Here is a 16,928-nt window from a genome sequence, read left to right as displayed (position 1 = left end):
ATGAGCAAGATCCTGATCCGTGGTGCGAAGGTGCTCGGCGGCGAGCCGCAGGACGTGCTGATCGACGGGGAGACGATCGCGGCCGTCGGCACCGGGCTGTCCGCCGGGGCCGTCGAGGGCGCCGACGTCGTCGAGGCCGGCGGCAAGGTGCTGCTGCCGGGCCTGGTCGACCTGCACACCCATCTGCGCGAGCCGGGCCGCGAGGACTCCGAGACCGTGCTGACCGGCACCCGGGCGGCCGCGAGCGGCGGCTACACCGCCGTGTTCGCCATGGCCAACACCTTCCCGGTCGCCGACACCGCCGGCGTGGTCGAGCAGGTCTACCGGCTCGGCCGCGAACACGGCTACTGCGACGTGCAGCCCATCGGCGCCGTCACCGTCGGCCTGGAGGGCCGCAAGCTCGCCGAGCTGGGCGCGATGCACGAGTCGGCCGCCGGGGTCACCGTCTTCTCCGACGACGGCAAGTGCGTCGACGACGCCGTGATCATGCGCCGCGCGCTGGAGTACGTGAAGGCGTTCGGCGGTGTGGTCGCCCAGCACGCGCAGGAGCCCCGCCTCACCGAGGGCGCCCAGATGAACGAGGGCGTCGTCTCCGCCGAGCTGGGCCTGGGCGGCTGGCCGGCCGTCGCCGAGGAGTCGGTCATCGCCCGGGACGTCCTGCTCGCCGAGCACGTCGGCTCCCGCGTCCACATCTGCCACGTCTCGACCGCCGGGTCCGTCGAGATCGTCCGCTGGGCCAAGTCCCGCGGCATCGACGTCACCGCCGAGGTGACCCCGCACCACCTGCTCCTCACCGACGAACTGGTGCGCACCTACGACCCGGTCTACAAGGTCAACCCGCCGCTGCGCACCGAGCGCGACGTGCGGGCCCTGCGTGAGGCCCTGGCCGACGGCACGATCGACATCGTCGCCACCGACCACGCCCCGCACCCCCACGAGGACAAGGACTGCGAGTGGGCCGCGGCCGCCATGGGCATGGTCGGCCTGGAGACCGCCCTGTCCGTGGTCCAGGCCACCATGGTCGACACCGGGCTGCTCGACTGGGCCGGCGTCGCCGACCGCATGTCCCGCACCCCCGCCCGCATCGGCCGGGCCACCGGACACGGCCGTCCCGTCGCCGTGGGCGAGCCCGCCAACCTCACCCTCGTCGACACGGCATACCGTGGCGAGGTGGACCCCGCGGGCTTCGCCTCGCGCAGCCGCAACACCCCGTACGAGGGACGCGAGCTGCCGGGCCGTGTCACCCACACCTGGCTGCGGGGCAAGGCCACGCTCGTCGACGGGAAGCTCACGTGACACCTGTAAACCTCCTGGCCGAGGCCCAGAAGTCGGCCGACGTCACCAACTGGCCCGGCCGCATCGGCTGGCTCGTCGGACTCGCCCTCTTCGTCGCGCTCGTCTACTGGCTGATGCGCGAGGGCTGGAAGTGGCGCGGCACCCTCCAGGGCGACCTGCCCGAGCTGCCCGACGCGCCGGAGGAGCCCGGCCCGGCGAGACTGGCCATGAGCGGCCGGTACCACGGCTCCACCACCGCCGGGCAGTGGCTCGACCGCATCGTGGCGCACGGCCTCGGCACCCGCAGCCGGGCCGAGCTGACACTGACGGACGCGGGTCTGGAGGTCGTACGCCCCGGAGCCACCGACTTCTTCGTCCCCGCCACCGCGCTGCGCGGAGCCCGGCTCGACAAGGGCATCGCGGGCAAGGTCCTCACCGAGGGCGGACTGCTGGTGGTGACCTGGGCCCACGGCGACAAGGAGATCGACTCCGGCTTCCGCTCCGACCGCGCGGCCGAGCACACCGAGTGGGTCGACACCCTGAACCACATGATCAACGACACGGAAGGCGCACGATGACGACCTCCACCAGGGGAAGTTCCTCCTCCAGGAACAAGGGGCTTCCCGCCGTACTCGTCCTGGAGGACGGCCGGATCTTCCGCGGCCGCGCCTACGGGGCCGTGGGGGAGACCTTCGGCGAGGCCGTGTTCTCCACCGGCATGACCGGCTACCAGGAGACCCTGACCGACCCGTCGTACGACCGCCAGATCGTCGTCGCGACCGCCCCGCAGATCGGCAACACCGGCTGGAACGACGAGGACGACGAGTCGAGCCGCATCTGGGTCTCGGGCTACGTGGTGCGCGACCCCGCGCGCGTGCCCTCCAACTGGCGGGCCACGCGTTCGCTGGACGCGGAACTGGTCGCGCAGGGCGTCGTCGGCATCTCCGGCATCGACACCCGCGCCCTCACCCGCCACCTGCGCGAGCGCGGCTCGATGCGCGCCGGGGTCTTCTCCGGCGAGGCGATCGCCTCCGACGACGCGCTCGTCGCACGCGTCCAGGCCCAGCCGCACATGAAGGGCGCCTCGCTGTACGAGGAGGTCGCCACCAAGGAGGCGTACGTCGTCCCCGCGGTCGGCCCCGACGGCGAAGCCCTCCCGATCGGCACCGCGCGGTTCACCGTCGCCGCGGTCGACCTCGGCATCAAGGGCATGACCCCGCACCGCATGGCCGAGCGCGGCATCGAGGTGCACGTGCTGCCCGCGACCGCCACCCCCGAGGACGTCTACGCCGTCGACCCGGACGGTGTGTTCTTCTCCAACGGCCCCGGCGACCCCGCCACCGCCGACGGTCCGGTCGCGCTCATGACCGCCGTCCTGGAGCGCCGGACGCCCCTGTTCGGCATCTGCTTCGGCAACCAGATCCTCGGCCGCGCCCTCGGCTTCGGCACCTACAAGCTGAAGTACGGCCACCGGGGCATCAACCAGCCGGTCCAGGACCGTACGACCGGCAAGGTCGAGGTCACCGCGCACAACCACGGATTCGCCGTGGACGCGCCGCTCGACAGGGTCAGCGAGACGAGGTTCGGCCGCGCCGAGGTCTCGCACGTCTGTCTGAACGACGACGTCGTGGAGGGGCTCCAGCTGCTCGACCAGCCGGCCTTCTCCGTCCAGTACCACCCCGAAGCGGCAGCGGGCCCGCACGACGCCGCCTACCTGTTCGACCGCTTCGTATCCCTGATGGAGGGCCAGCGTGCCTAAGCGCACCGATATCCAGTCCGTCCTGGTCATCGGCTCCGGCCCGATCGTCATCGGCCAGGCCGCCGAGTTCGACTACTCCGGCACCCAGGCGTGCCGTGTGCTGCGCGCCGAGGGGCTGCGCGTGATCCTCGTCAACTCCAACCCGGCGACGATCATGACCGACCCGGAGATCGCCGACGCCACCTACGTCGAGCCGATCACCCCCGAGTTCGTCGAGAAGATCATCGCCAAGGAGCGCCCGGACGCGCTGCTGCCCACCCTGGGCGGCCAGACCGCGCTCAACACCGCCATCGCGCTCGACGAGAACGGGGTGCTGGCGAAGTACGGCGTCGAGCTGATCGGCGCCAACGTGGCGGCCATCCACAAGGGCGAGGACCGCGACCTGTTCAAGGACGTCGTCGAGGAGGTCCGCCGCAAGACCGGGCACGGCGAGTCCGCCCGGTCCGTGATCTGCCACACCATGGACGAGGTCCTCGCGGGTGTCGAGGAGCTGGGCGGCTACCCGGTCGTCGTGCGCCCGTCCTTCACCATGGGCGGCGCCGGCTCCGGCTTCGCCCACGACGAGGAGGAACTGCGCCGTATCGCCGGCCAGGGCCTCACCCTCTCGCCGACCACCGAGGTGCTCCTGGAGGAGTCCATCCTCGGCTGGAAGGAGTACGAGCTGGAGCTGATGCGCGACAAGCACGACAACGTCGTGGTCGTCTGCTCCATCGAGAACTTCGACCCCATGGGCGTGCACACCGGCGACTCCATCACCGTCGCCCCGGCGATGACGCTGACCGACCGCGAGTACCAGATCCTGCGGGATATCGGCATCGCCGTGATCCGCGAGGTCGGCGTCGACACCGGCGGCTGCAACATCCAGTTCGCGGTGAACCCCGAGGACGGTCGCGTGATCGTCATCGAGATGAACCCGCGCGTGTCGCGGTCCTCGGCGCTCGCGTCCAAGGCCACCGGATTCCCGATCGCGAAGATCGCCGCCAAGCTCGCCGTCGGCTACACCCTCGACGAGATCCCCAACGACATCACGCAGGAGACCCCGGCCTCCTTCGAGCCGACCCTCGACTACGTGGTCGTGAAGGCACCCCGGTTCGCCTTCGAGAAGTTCCCGAGCGCCGACTCCACGCTGACCACCACCATGAAGTCGGTCGGCGAGGCCATGGCCATCGGCCGCAACTTCCCCGAGGCGTTCCAGAAGGCGCTGCGCTCCCTGGAGAAGAAGGACAGCCAGTTCACCTTCGTCGGCGATCCCGGTGACAAGGGCGCCCTGCTCGAAGCGGCCGAGCGGCCCACCGACGGCCGCATCAACACGGTCATGCAGGCCATCCGCGCCGGCGCCACCCCGGAGGAGGTCTTCGCGCACACGAAGATCGACCCCTGGTTCGTCGACCAGCTCTTCCTGATCAAGGAGATCGCCGACGAGCTCGCCGAGGCGCCCGAGCTGACCGCCGAGCTGCTCGCCGACGCCAAGCGCCACGGCTTCTCCGACCAGCAGGTCGCCGAGGTCCGCGGGCTGCGCGAGGACGTCGTGCGGGAGGTCCGGCACGCCCTGGGCGTGCGCCCGATCTACAAGACGGTCGACACCTGCGCCGCCGAGTTCGCCGCGCGGACGCCGTACTTCTACTCCTCCTACGACGAGGAGACCGAGGTCGCCCCGCGCGAGAAGCCCGCGGTGATCATCCTCGGCTCCGGCCCCAACCGCATCGGCCAGGGCATCGAGTTCGACTACTCCTGCGTCCACGCCTCCTTCGCGCTCAGCGCCGCCGGGTACGAGACCGTGATGGTCAACTGCAACCCGGAGACCGTCTCCACGGACTACGACACCTCCGACCGCCTCTACTTCGAGCCGCTGACCCTCGAGGACGTGCTGGAGATCGTGCACGCCGAGTCGCTGGCCGGCCCGGTCGCGGGCGTCGTCGTCCAGCTCGGCGGCCAGACCCCGCTCGGCCTCTCGCAGGCCCTGAAGGACAACGGTGTGCCGATCGTCGGCACCCCGCCCGAGGCGATCCACGCCGCCGAGGACCGCGGCGCCTTCGGCCGCGTCCTCGCCGAGGCCGGCCTGCCCGCGCCCAAGCACGGCACGGCCACCACCTTCGCCGAGGCCAAGGCCATCGCCGACGAGATCGGCTACCCGGTCCTGGTGCGACCCTCCTACGTCCTCGGCGGACGCGGCATGGAGATCGTCTACGACGAGACCCGCCTCGCCTCCTACATCGCCGAGTCGACCGAGATCAGCCCCTCCCGGCCGGTCCTCGTCGACCGCTTCCTCGACGACGCCATCGAGATCGACGTCGACGCCCTCTACGACGGCGAGGAGCTGTACCTCGGCGGCGTCATGGAGCACATCGAGGAGGCCGGCATCCACTCCGGCGACTCGGCCTGCGCCCTGCCCCCGATCACCCTGGGCGGCTTCGACATCAAGCGGCTGCGCGCCTCCACCGAGGCCATCGCCAAGGGCGTCGGCGTGCGCGGACTCATCAACATCCAGTTCGCGATGGCCGGCGACATCCTCTACGTCCTGGAGGCCAACCCGCGCGCCTCCCGCACCGTCCCCTTCACCTCGAAGGCGACCGCGGTGCCGCTCGCCAAGGCCGCCGCGCGCATCTCGCTCGGCGCGACCGTCGCCGAACTGCGCGCCGAGGGGCTGCTCCCGGCGACCGGCGACGGCGGCGAACTGCCGCTCGACGCGCCGATCTCCGTCAAGGAGGCCGTCATGCCGTGGTCGCGCTTCCGCGACATCTACGGCCGCGGCGTCGACACGGTCCTCGGCCCGGAGATGCGCTCCACCGGCGAGGTCATGGGCATCGACTCCGTCTTCGGCACGGCCTACGCCAAGTCCCAGGCGGGCGCCTACGGCCCGCTGCCCACCAAGGGCCGCGCCTTCATCTCCGTCGCCAACCGCGACAAGCGCTCGATGATCTTCCCGGCCCGGGAACTGGTCGCCCACGGCTTCGAACTGCTCGCCACCTCCGGCACGGCCGAGGTGCTGCGCCGCAACGGCATCAACGCCACCGTCGTGCGCAAGCAGTCCGAGGGCACCGGCCCCCACGGCGAGAAGACGATCGTCCAGCTCATCCACGACGGCGAGGTCGACCTCATCGTCAACACCCCCTACGGCACCGGCGGCCGCCTCGACGGCTACGACATCCGTACGGCGGCGGTGGCCCGCTCCGTGCCCTGCCTGACGACGGTCCAGGCGCTCGCCGCCGCCGTCCAGGGCATCGACGCCCTCAACCACGGCGACGTGGGCGTCCGTTCCCTCCAGGAACACGCGGAACACCTGACCGCGGCCCGCGACTAGCAGCCCGAGGGGGACACCGGAAACGGTGTCCCCCTCCGCACGAGGACTCCGAGACATGTACAAGATCTTCTTCCGTCTGGTCTTCACCCGGATGGACCCCGAGCAGGCCCATCACCTCGCCTTCCGCTGGATCCGGCTCGCCGCCCGCGTCCCCGTGCTGCGCACCTTCGTCGCGGCCGCCCTCGCCCCCCGCCACGAGGAACTGCGCACGGAGGCGTTCGGGCTGCGGATGCACGGGCCGTTCGGGCTCGCGGCCGGTTTCGACAAGAACGCCGTCGCGATCGACGGCATGGCGATGCTCGGCTTCGACCACGTCGAGATCGGCACCGTGACCGGCGAGGCCCAGCCCGGCAACCCCAGGAAGCGGCTGTTCCGGCTCGTCGCCGACCGCGCGCTCATCAACCGCATGGGCTTCAACAACGACGGCTCCCTCGCCGTCGCCGCCCGCCTGGCCACCCGCGAACCGGTGTTCAGGACCGTCGTGGGCGTCAACATCGGCAAGACCAAGGCCGTCCCCGAGGCGGAGGCCACCCGCGACTACGTGAAGTCCGCCGAGCGGCTCGCCCCCTACGCCGACTACCTCGTCGTCAACGTCTCGTCCCCGAACACCCCCGGCCTGCGCGACCTCCAGGCGACCGAGGCGCTGCGCCCGCTGCTGACCGCCGTCCGCGAGGCCGCCGACCGCACGGTGACCGCACGCCGGGTCCCGCTCCTGGTCAAGATCGCGCCCGACCTCGCCGACGAGGACGTGGACGCCGTCGCCGACCTCGCCGTGGAGCTCGGCCTGGACGGGATCATCGCCACCAACACCACCATCGCGCGCGACGGACTCGGTCTGACCTCCCGGCCCGCCGTGGTGGCCGAGACCGGTGGACTGTCCGGCGCCCCCCTCAAGGCGCGCTCCCTGGAGGTGCTGCGCCGCCTCTACGCGCGCGTGGGCGACCGGATCACCCTGGTCGGCGTCGGCGGCGTCGAGAACGCCGAGGACGCCTGGCAGCGCATCCTGGCCGGCGCCACGCTCGTCCAGGGCTACAGCGCCTTCGTCTACGAGGGGCCCTTCTGGGCGCGCTCGATCCACAAGGGACTCGCCGCCCGCCTGCGCACCAGCCCCCACGCCACCCTCGCCGACGCGGTCGGCGCCGACGTCAGGACGGCCGCATGACCTCCCTCGAACCCTTCGGCGCCCGGCTGCGCCGCGCCATGGACGAGCGCGGCCCGCTGTGCGTCGGCATCGACCCGCACGCCTCCCTGCTCGCCGAGTGGGGCCTGGACGACGACGTGGCCGGCCTGGAGCGGTTCAGCCGCACGGTCGTCGAGGCGATGGCCGACCGGGTCGCCGTGCTCAAGCCGCAGAGCGCGTTCTTCGAGCGCTTCGGCTCGCGCGGGCTCGCCGTCCTGGAGACGTCCGTGCGCGAGGCGCGAGCGGCGGGCGCCCTGGTCGTCATGGACGCCAAGCGCGGTGACATCGGCTCGACCATGGCCGCCTACGCCGAGTCCTTCCTGCACCGGGACGCCCCGCTGTTCTCGGACGCCCTGACCGTCTCGCCGTACCTCGGCTACGGCTCGCTGAGCCCCGCCGTGGCGCTCGCCCGCGAGAGCGGCACGGGCCTGTTCGTCCTGGCGCTGACCTCCAACCCGGAGGGCGGCGAGGTGCAGCACGCCGTCCGCCCGGACGGCAGGAGCGTCGGCGCGACGATGCTGGCGCACCTGGCGGCCGAGAACGAGGGGGAGCGCCCCCTGGGCTCCTTCGGGGCGGTCGTGGGCGCCACACTGGGCGATCTGTCGTCGTACGACCTCGACGTCAACGGCCCGCTGCTCGCCCCCGGCATCGGTGCCCAGGGCGCGACGCCCGCCGATCTTCCCCGGGTGTTCGGCCGGGCGGTGCGCAATGTCGTCCCGAACGTCAGCCGAGGTGTTCTGCGTCACGGTCCGGACGTCGCCGCGCTGCGCGGTGCCGCGGAGCGGTTCGCACACGAGATCAGGGACGCCGTCGCAGGTGGATGAGGTGCGCGGGGGGTGCGCGGGAGTGCTGTGCGGGTGCGACTTGAGCCTGGATACACCCTCAAATCATGGGAGATATGTCTGAAATGTCCGTCCTGACAGAGGCTGACCAGGACTTTTCCGCTGTTCTCGCTGACTCTTGCGGACTTGACCGCTAGTCTCCGAGCAGAGTCAACGGGCGAGCGTGTTGCTCGTGGCTCCCCAGGTGTGGGGCGACTAGGTTCCTCACCGGTCCGTATCCGACAGTTCGACATCCGAGGTGACGTAGGCGTGGCTCTTCCGCCCCTTACCCCTGAACAGCGCGCAGCCGCGCTCGAAAAGGCCGCCGCGGCTCGCCGGGAGCGGGCCGAGGTCAAGAATCGACTCAAGCACTCCGGCGCCTCCCTGCACGAGGTCATCAAGCAGGGCCAGGAGAACGACGTCATCGGCAAGATGAAGGTCTCCGCGCTGCTCGAGTCGCTGCCCGGCGTGGGCAAGGTCCGCGCCAAGCAGATCATGGAGCGACTCGGCATCTCCGAGAGCCGCCGTGTGCGCGGCCTCGGCTCCAACCAGATCGCTTCCCTGGAGCGTGAGTTCGGCAGCACCGGTTCCTGAGTCCCGGCGACCACGGGATTGCTGGAATAATCGCTGCATGGCTGCAACATTCCGGGGGACGACCCCCGAGCCCCCGGACGTACGTCCGCGGCTGACCGTGCTCTCCGGCCCCTCGGGGGTCGGCAAGAGCACGGTCGTCGCCCATATGCGCAAGGAACACCCCGAGGTCTGGCTCTCGGTGTCGGCGACGACCCGCGAGCCCCGCCCCGGCGAGCAGCACGGGGTCCACTACTTCTTCGTCACGGACGAGGAGATGGACAAGCTCATCGCCAACGGTGAGCTGCTGGAGTGGGCCGAGTTCGCCGGCAACCGGTACGGCACGCCGCGCACGGCCGTGCTGGACCGCCTGGAGTCGGGCGAGCCCGTCCTCCTGGAGATCGACCTCCAGGGGGCCCGGCAGGTCCGCGACTCCATGCCGGAGGCCCAGCTGGTGTTCCTGGCCCCTCCCTCCTGGGAGGAGCTGGTGCGCAGACTCACCGGCCGGGGCACCGAGCCGCCCGAGGTGATCGAGCGCCGTCTCGACGCCGCGCGGATCGAGCTGGCCGCCGAGCCGGAGTTCGACGTGACCCTGGTCAACACCTCCGTCGAGGACGTGGCGCGCGAGCTGCTAGCCTTGATGGACGTCGTGTGATCGTGACCTCCGTCCATCGAGCGGTACGGCCCGGTCGCACCACTGAATCTTTCCCATCCATCGGAAGGTAGAGCGTGTCCTCTTCCATCACCACGCCCGAGGGCATCATCAACCCGCCGATCGACGAGCTCCTCGAGGCCACCGACTCGAAGTACAGCCTCGTGATCTACGCGGCCAAGCGTGCCCGCCAGATCAACGCGTACTACTCGCAGCTCGGCGAGGGCCTCCTTGAGTACGTCGGTCCGCTCGTGGACACCCACGTCCACGAGAAGCCGCTCTCGATCGCCCTCCGCGAGATCAACGCGGGTCTCCTGACGTCCGAGGCCATCGAAGGCCCCGCGCAGTAATACGTTCAGATCGCGGTTGACTTATCCACAGGCCCGGCAGCACGACTGCCGGGCCTGTGGTGTCTCATGGAGGCGTGCACCCGGGGAGGTTGCACCCGAGCCGAGTCCGGGGAGAGACGGTGGACAAGCCGAAGGTCGTTCTGGGCGTCAGTGGTGGCATCGCCGCCTACAAGGCGTGTGAGCTGCTGCGCAGATTCACGGAGTCGGGCCACGACGTCCGGGTCGTCCCCACCGCCTCCGCGCTGCACTTCGTCGGCGCCGCCACCTGGTCCGCGCTGTCCGGCAACCCCGTCTCGACCGAGGTCTGGGACGACGTCCACGAGGTCCCGCACGTCCGTATCGGCCAGCACGCCGACCTCGTCGTGGTCGCCCCGGCCACCGCCGACACGCTCGCCAGGGCGGCCCACGGCCTCGCCGACGACCTGCTCACCAACACGCTCCTCACGGCCCGCTGCCCGGTCGTCTTCGCGCCCGCGATGCACACGGAGATGTGGGAGCACCCGGCCACCCGGGAGAACGTGGCGACGCTGCGCGGGCGCGGCGCCGTCGTCATGGAACCGGCCGTCGGCCGGCTCACCGGCGTCGACACCGGAAAGGGCCGGCTGCCCGACCCCGCCGAGATCTTCGAGGTCTGCCGCCGGGTGCTGGCCCGCGGAGTCACCGAGCCCGACCTGAAGGGGCGGCACGTCGTCGTCTCCGCCGGCGGCACCCGCGAGCCGCTCGACCCGGTCCGCTTCCTCGGCAACCGCTCCTCGGGCAAGCAGGGGTACGCCCTCGCGCGCACGGCGGTCGCGCGGGGCGCCCGGGTCACCCTGGTCGCCGCCAACACCGGCCTGCCCGACCCGGCGGGCGTCGACGTGGTCCCGGTCGGCACGGCGGTGCAGCTGCGCGAGGCCGTGCTCAAGGCGGCTGCGGACGCGGACGCCGTGGTGATGGCCGCCGCCGTGGCCGATTTCCGCCCCGGGAGCTATGCCTCCGGAAAGATCAAGAAGAAGGACGGCCAGGACCCGGAGCCCCTGGTGCTCGTGCGGAACCCGGACGTCCTCGCGGAGATCTCGGCCGACCGGGCGAGGTCCGGACAGGTGATCGTCGGCTTCGCCGCGGAGACGGACGACGTCCTCGCCAACGGCCGCGCGAAGCTGGCCCGCAAGGGCTGCGACCTGCTCGTGGTGAACGAGGTGGGGGAGCGCAGGACGTTCGGCTCCGAACAGAACGAGGCCCTGGTGCTCGGCGCCGACGGCAGCGAGACCCCCGTGCCGTTCGGCCCCAAGGAGGCCCTCGCCGACACGGTGTGGGACCTCGTCGTGCGGCGCCTGGGCTGAGCCCCCGACGCGCCCGGGCCGCCGCGCGGGCGACGCGCACGTGCGGCGGCCCTGGTCAACGCGTCGGGCCATTGGGCACAATGCCCGTGCCGCAGGTCACAGCGCTCCCGAGAGGCGAGACGGGTGGGCCCGCGGCGAAGTGCGACCGATAAACTGTTCCACGGACGATGCCGGGCGCAGCTCCCGACGCGTCCGCCCATGATCAGCCAGCAGCCGCTGCAACCCCAGGGAGCGTTGTGTCCCGTCGCCTGTTCACCTCGGAGTCCGTGACCGAAGGTCACCCGGACAAGATCGCTGACCAGATCAGCGACACGATTCTCGACGCGCTGCTGCGCGAGGACCCGTCCTCGCGCGTCGCCGTGGAGACGCTCATCACGACCGGCCTGGTGCACGTGGCCGGCGAGGTCACGACCAAGGCGTACGCGCCGATCGCCCAGCTGGTGCGCGAGAAGATCCTGGAGATCGGCTACGACTCCTCCAAGAAGGGCTTCGACGGCGCCTCCTGCGGTGTCTCGGTGTCCATCGGCTCCCAGTCCCCCGACATCGCGCAGGGTGTCGACTCCGCCTACGAGCTCCGCGTCGAGGGCGACGAAGATGAACTGGACAAGCAGGGCGCGGGCGACCAGGGCCTGATGTTCGGCTATGCGACGGACGAGACGCCGACGCTGATGCCGCTGCCCATCTTCCTGGCCCACCGGCTCTCCAAGCGCCTCTCCGAGGTCCGCAAGAACGGCACCATCCCCTACCTGCGCCCCGACGGCAAGACACAGGTCACCATCGAGTACGACGGTGACAAGGCCGTCCGGCTCGACACGGTGGTCGTCTCCTCGCAGCACGCCAGCGACATCGACCTGGAGTCGCTGCTCGCCCCCGACATCCGCGAGTTCGTCGTGGAGCCCGAGCTGAAGGCCCTGCTGGACGAGGGCATCAAGCTCGACACCGAGGGCTACCGGCTGCTGGTGAACCCGACGGGCCGGTTCGAGATCGGTGGCCCGATGGGTGACGCGGGGCTGACCGGGCGGAAGATCATCATCGACACGTACGGTGGCATGGCGCGGCACGGTGGTGGCGCGTTCTCGGGCAAGGACCCGTCGAAGGTGGACCGTTCGGCCGCGTACGCGATGCGGTGGGTGGCCAAGAACGTGGTGGCGGCGGGGCTCGCGTCGCGGTGCGAGGTCCAGGTCGCGTACGCCATCGGCAAGGCCGAGCCCGTCGGCCTGTTCATCGAGACCTTCGGCACGCACAAGATCGAGCCCGAGAAGATCGAGAAGGCGATCGAGGAGGTCTTCGACCTGCGCCCGGCCGCGATCATCCGCGACCTCGACCTGCTGCGGCCCATCTACGCCCGGACCGCGGCGTACGGGCACTTCGGGCGCGAGCTGCCCGAGTTCACCTGGGAGCGCACCGACCGCGTGGACGCGCTGAAGGCCGCCGCCGGGGTGTGAGCCCCTGAGGGGCGTGTGTCGCCGACCGTGTTTCCAAGGCCCCGGGCCCCGTTGAGGGGTGCCGGGGTCTTCGGCCGTGTGGGCTGTCAGTGGGGTTTGGTAAGAATGCAGGCGTGAGCAGCGACGACGGGCAGACGGACCGCGGGGCCGAGGAGGCGCCGCCGGAACAGCTCGCGCTCATCCGGGAGAGCGTGCGCGGCGCGAAGGTGCCCCGTGCCAAGCCGCGGACCTGGCGGGGAGCCGCCCTGGCCGGAGAGCTGCCGGTCGCCCGGGTGCTCGTGGACAAGGGCGTGCTGCACCTCGACCGGTACTTCGACTACGCCGTGCCCGAGGAACTGGACGAGCAGGCGCAGCCCGGTGTGCGGGTGCGGGTGCGGTTCGGTGCCGGGCGCGGCAGGGTCCGGGAGGGCCGCCGGGAGGGCGGCGGGCTCATCGACGGGTTCCTCGTCGAACGGCGGGCCGAGTCCGACTACTCCGGGCCGCTCGCCGCGCTCGCCCAGGTCGTGTCCCCCGAGCCCGTGCTCGGCGAGGAACTGCTCGGGCTCGCGCGGGCGGTCGCGGACCGGTACGCGGGAAGCCTCGCCGACGTCCTCCAGCTCGCCGTGCCGCCGCGCAGCGCGCGGGCCGAGCAGCGGACGTCGCCCCCACCGCTGCCGCCGCCGTCGGCGCCGCAGCCGGGATCGTGGGTGCGGTACGGGCAGGGGGCGGCCTTCCTGGAGGCGCTGGCCTCCGGCGGGGCGCCGCGCGCGGTGTGGAACGCCCTGCCGGGACCGCTGTGGAGCGAGGAACTGGCGCGGGCCGTCGCCGCGACGCTCGCCTCGGGACGCGGCGCCCTGGTCGTCGTGCCGGACGGGCGGGCCGCCGCGCGGGTCGACGCCGCGCTGACCGCACTGCTCGGCGAGGGGCGCCACGCGCTGCTGACCGCCGACGCGGGACCCGAGAAGCGGTACGCGCAGTGGCTCGCCGTGCGCCGCGGTTCCGTACGGGCGGTGGTCGGCACCCGGGCCGCCATGTTCGCGCCCGTGCGCGACCTGGGGCTCGTCGCGATCTGGGACGACGGGGACGACAGCCACAGCGAGCAGCACGCGCCGCAGCCGCACGCGAGGGACGTGCTGCTGCTGCGCGCCGCCCTCGACAAGTGCGGCTTCCTGCTGGGCGGTTGGAGCTGCACCGTGGAGGCCGCGCAGCTCGTGGAGAGCGGCTGGGCCCGGCCTCTGGCCGCCGCCCGGGACCAGGTCCGCGGGGCCGCGCCGCTCGTGCGGACCGTCGGGGACGGCGATCTCGCCCGGGACGAGGCGGCGCGGGCCGCCCGGCTGCCCACCCTGGCCTGGCAGGCGGTCAGGGAAGGACTCAGGCACGGGCCGGTGCTCGTCCAGGTGCCCCGGCGTGGCTACGTGCCGCGGATGGCGTGCGCGCAGTGCCGGGCGCCCGCACGCTGCCGGCACTGCGCGGGACCGCTGGAGGCGCGGGACGCGGGGCCGCTGCGGTGCGGCTGGTGCGGGCGCGAGGAGGGCGCGTGGCACTGCCCGGAGTGCGGGTCGTTCCGGTTGCGGGCCCAGGTCGTGGGGGCGCGGCGCACGGCGGAGGAGCTGGGGCGGGCGTTTCCCGCCGTGCCGGTGCGGACGTCCGGGCGGGAACAGGTGCTGGACACGGTGCCGGGGACGCCCGCGCTGGTCGTGAGCACACCGGGCGCGGAGCCGGTCGCCGAGGGCGGATACGCGGCGGCGCTGCTGCTGGACGGCTGGGCCATGCTCGGACGGCCGGACCTGCGGGCCGGTGAGGACGCGTTGCGGCGGTGGATCGCGGCGAGCGCGCTGGTGCGGCCGCAGGGGGAGGGCGGGACCGTGGTCGTGGTGGCCGAGCCGACGCTGCGGCCCGTGCAGGCGCTGGTGCGCTGGGACCCCGTCGGGCACGCCGTGCGCGAGCTGGCCGAGCGGGCGGAGCTGGGGTTCCCGCCCGTGTCGCGGATGGCGGCCGTGTCGGGTCCGGCCCAGGCCGTCGCCGAGTTTCTGCGTGTGGCCGAACTGCCGCCGGACGCCGAGGTGCTGGGGCCGGTGCCCATACCTGCCGCGCCGGCCGGGCGGCCCCGGCGCGCGGGTGCGCCGGGGCCGGGTGAGCACTGGGAAAGGGCCCTGGTCCGGGTGCCGCCCGGCAGCGGTTCCGCGCTCGCGTCCGCGCTCAAGGCGGCGCAGGCGGCGCGGATGGCGCGGGGGAGCGGGGATCCCGTGTGGGTGCGGTTCGATCCGCCCGACATCGGGTGACACCGGGTCGGCGGTGTCGAACCCCGTTGCGGGGACCGGGTGTTCGGAGGGGTCCGGACAAACGGCTGCCCTCCCGGGGGTCGCCGGGAGGGCAGGGTGGGGACGGGTCAGCCGTTGCGAGGGCCGGGGAAGGCCGTGGGGCGTACTTCTTCGCGGAGAGTGGGGCTGCCCGCGGTCGGCTGGGTCGGCATCGAGCGCGCCGCGGGGACCGTGGGCACCGGGAGGCCCGCGCCCACGTTGATCGTGCGGGTCCCGGACGGGTCGGTGCCGCGCTCGGCGTCGGCCGCGGCCTGGGCGACGGCGCGGCGGGCGCCGTAACGGCGGTGCACCGCCTGCTTGGTGACGCCGAGGGCCGAGCCCACCGCGTCCCAGGAGAAGCCGAGCGAACGGTCGAAGTCCACGGCGGCCGTCACCAGCGTCTCGACGCTGTCCCGGAGTTCCTGGGCGAGGCGGACGGTCGGGGCGGGGGCACGTCCGTAGACGACGAAGCCCGTGGAGGGGCCGGAGCGGCGCGGGCGGTAGACGTTGCCCAACTGGGCGGTGAGCGTGCGCAGTGCGTCCACCTGCCGGCGGACCCGCTCGATGTCCCGCACCAGCAAGTGCAGGCTGGCCCGGGCCTGGGCGTCGTGGGTTGCGTGGTCGGCCATGAACAAGCCTCTCGAACCGGCGTTGAAAGGAATCGGGCCGCGTCGGCGGCCCACTGTGGTCAACTCTTTCTTGACCAACGCGCGTGCGCTCCGCGGGTAACGGTGAGGGGGCGCGTACGTGCTCCTGTACGCCGGGTTCGTCCACCCACGCGCCACCGGCTGTCACTCGATCGGGGGGCCGGACCACCCGATCGGGTGCTCATGCGCCGACGGTCCTCCCCGGAAGGGTGGCGAATTCGGTTCCGCCGGGCGCCGGATCGCCCTCCTTGCGTGGTCATAGACTTGGGCGTCGGTTCTGTTCGCCCGTCCGAGAGGCTCCGTCCCGCCCATGAAGCTCGTCTTCGCCGGTACTCCCGAGGTCGCCGTTCCCGCTCTGGACGCCCTTCTCGCCTCCGGGCGGCACGAGGTGGCCGCCGTCGTCACGCGGCCGGACGCCCCCGCCGGGCGGGGCCGCAGGCTGGTCGCGTCCCCCGTGGCCGAGCGGGCCGAGGAGGCCGGCATCGAGGTGCTGAAGCCGGCGAAGCCCCGCGACCCCGAGTTCCTGGAGCGGCTCACGCAGATCGCGCCCGACTGCTGCCCCGTCGTCGCCTACGGCGCCCTGCTGCCCCGCGTGGCCCTCGACGTCCCCGCGCACGGCTGGGTCAACCTGCACTTCTCGCTGCTGCCCGCCTGGCGCGGCGCCGCGCCCGTGCAACACTCGATCATGGCGGGCGACGAGATCACCGGCGCCTCCACCTTCCTCATCGAGGAAGGACTCGACTCCGGCCCGGTCTACGGCACCGTGACCGAGGAGATCCGGCCCACCGACACCAGCGGCGACCTGCTCACCCGTCTCGCCTTCGCCGGCGCCGGGCTGCTCGCCGCGACCATGGACGGCGTCGAGGACGGCACGCTCAAGGCCGTACCGCAGCCCGCCGAGGGCATCACCCTCGCCCCGAAGATCACCGTCGAGGACGCCCGGGTCGAGTGGACCGCGCCGGCGCTGCGCGTCGACCGCGTGGTGCGCGGCTGCACCCCGGCCCCCGGCGCCTGGACCACCTTCCGCGGCGAGCGGCTCAAGCTCATCCAGGTAGCGCCCGTCCCCGAGCGCACCGACCTCGCCCCCGGCGAGCCGGCCGTCGGCAAGAACAGCGTGCACGTGGGCACCGGCTCGTACGCGGTCGAGCTGCTGTGGGTGCAGGCCCAGGGCAAGAAGCCGATGCGCGCGGCGGACTGGGCGCGCGGCGTGCGGGTCGCGCCCGGCGAGACCCTGGGCGGCTGACGCCCGGCCCGGCGAGCCCCCGGGGCCGACGCCCCGCCCGGCTCCGGACCCGGCGTCCCGACGTACGCTGGGGGCCGCACCCCC

General features: G+C 72.5%; 14 protein-coding genes. 13 read left to right on the top strand and 1 reads right to left on the bottom strand.

What is annotated here, in order from left to right; translation table 11 throughout:
* From AB0F77_RS07185 to AB0F77_RS07130, 12 genes are all read left to right on the top strand, one after another.
* Nucleotides 1-1,296: a dihydroorotase gene (locus AB0F77_RS07185; RefSeq protein WP_361942830.1), complete on the top strand. Its 1,296-nt coding sequence runs from the start codon at nt 1-3 to the stop codon at nt 1,294-1,296.
* Nucleotides 1,293-1,853 carry a hypothetical protein gene (locus tag AB0F77_RS07180; RefSeq protein ID WP_361942827.1) on the top strand — a complete coding sequence of 187 codons (561 nt, stop codon included), beginning with the start codon at nt 1,293-1,295 and terminating at the stop codon, nt 1,851-1,853. The genes AB0F77_RS07185 and AB0F77_RS07180 overlap by 4 nt, the downstream gene beginning before the upstream one ends.
* Entirely contained in the window at nt 1,850-3,034 is a 1,185-nt protein-coding gene (carA, locus tag AB0F77_RS07175) for a glutamine-hydrolyzing carbamoyl-phosphate synthase small subunit (protein ID WP_361942824.1), read from the top strand. Before AB0F77_RS07180 ends, carA begins: the two co-directional genes overlap by 4 nt.
* Nucleotides 3,027-6,335, top strand: a complete 3,309-nt coding sequence (gene carB, locus AB0F77_RS07170) for a carbamoyl-phosphate synthase large subunit (RefSeq protein ID WP_361942821.1) — start codon at nt 3,027-3,029, stop codon at nt 6,333-6,335. Before carA ends, carB begins: the two co-directional genes overlap by 8 nt.
* 55 nt (nt 6,336-6,390) lie before the next feature.
* On the top strand, nt 6,391-7,497 hold the full coding sequence (locus AB0F77_RS07165; RefSeq protein ID WP_361942818.1) for a quinone-dependent dihydroorotate dehydrogenase: 1,107 nt from the start codon (nt 6,391-6,393) through the stop codon (nt 7,495-7,497).
* On the top strand, nt 7,494-8,339 hold the full coding sequence (pyrF, locus tag AB0F77_RS07160) for an orotidine-5'-phosphate decarboxylase (protein ID WP_361942815.1): 846 nt from the start codon (nt 7,494-7,496) through the stop codon (nt 8,337-8,339). The genes AB0F77_RS07165 and pyrF overlap by 4 nt, the downstream gene beginning before the upstream one ends.
* A 267-nt stretch (nt 8,340-8,606) precedes the next feature.
* On the top strand, nt 8,607-8,930 hold the full coding sequence (locus tag AB0F77_RS07155; RefSeq protein WP_003977346.1) for an integration host factor: 324 nt from the start codon (nt 8,607-8,609) through the stop codon (nt 8,928-8,930).
* A gap of 37 nt (nt 8,931-8,967) precedes the next feature.
* On the top strand, nt 8,968-9,561 hold the full coding sequence (gene gmk, locus AB0F77_RS07150; RefSeq protein ID WP_361942813.1) for a guanylate kinase: 594 nt from the start codon (nt 8,968-8,970) through the stop codon (nt 9,559-9,561).
* A 74-nt stretch (nt 9,562-9,635) separates the two neighbouring features.
* Complete coding sequence (rpoZ, locus tag AB0F77_RS07145) at nt 9,636-9,908, top strand: DNA-directed RNA polymerase subunit omega (protein ID WP_003970369.1); 273 nt, start codon at nt 9,636-9,638, stop codon at nt 9,906-9,908.
* A 119-nt stretch (nt 9,909-10,027) separates the two neighbouring features.
* Nucleotides 10,028-11,230, top strand: coding sequence for a bifunctional phosphopantothenoylcysteine decarboxylase/phosphopantothenate--cysteine ligase CoaBC (gene coaBC, locus AB0F77_RS07140; RefSeq protein WP_361942810.1), 1,203 nt, complete (start codon nt 10,028-10,030; stop codon nt 11,228-11,230).
* Between the two features lie 236 nt (nt 11,231-11,466).
* Entirely contained in the window at nt 11,467-12,675 is a 1,209-nt protein-coding gene (metK, locus tag AB0F77_RS07135) for a methionine adenosyltransferase (protein WP_361942806.1), read from the top strand.
* A gap of 113 nt (nt 12,676-12,788) precedes the next feature.
* Nucleotides 12,789-14,936: a primosomal protein N' gene (locus AB0F77_RS07130; protein WP_361942803.1), complete on the top strand. Its 2,148-nt coding sequence runs from the start codon at nt 12,789-12,791 to the stop codon at nt 14,934-14,936.
* 107 nt (nt 14,937-15,043) lie between these two features.
* Here the strand turns inward: AB0F77_RS07130 and AB0F77_RS07125 are convergent, their stop codons facing one another.
* Nucleotides 15,044-15,583, bottom strand: coding sequence for a hypothetical protein (locus AB0F77_RS07125; RefSeq protein ID WP_361942800.1), 540 nt, complete (start codon nt 15,581-15,583; stop codon nt 15,044-15,046).
* 328 nt (nt 15,584-15,911) lie between these two features.
* On the opposite strand from AB0F77_RS07125, the gene fmt reads away from it, so the two are divergent.
* On the top strand, nt 15,912-16,844 hold the full coding sequence (gene fmt / locus AB0F77_RS07120; RefSeq protein ID WP_361942797.1) for a methionyl-tRNA formyltransferase: 933 nt from the start codon (nt 15,912-15,914) through the stop codon (nt 16,842-16,844).
* Nucleotides 16,845-16,928: the final 84 nt, after the last annotated feature.

Origin of the sequence: Streptomyces sp. NPDC026672 (assembly GCF_040638185.1) — a bacterium.
Taxonomy (GTDB): Bacteria; Actinomycetota; Actinomycetes; order Streptomycetales; family Streptomycetaceae; genus Streptomyces.
This window is presented reverse-complemented; position numbering and strand designations above follow the sequence as displayed.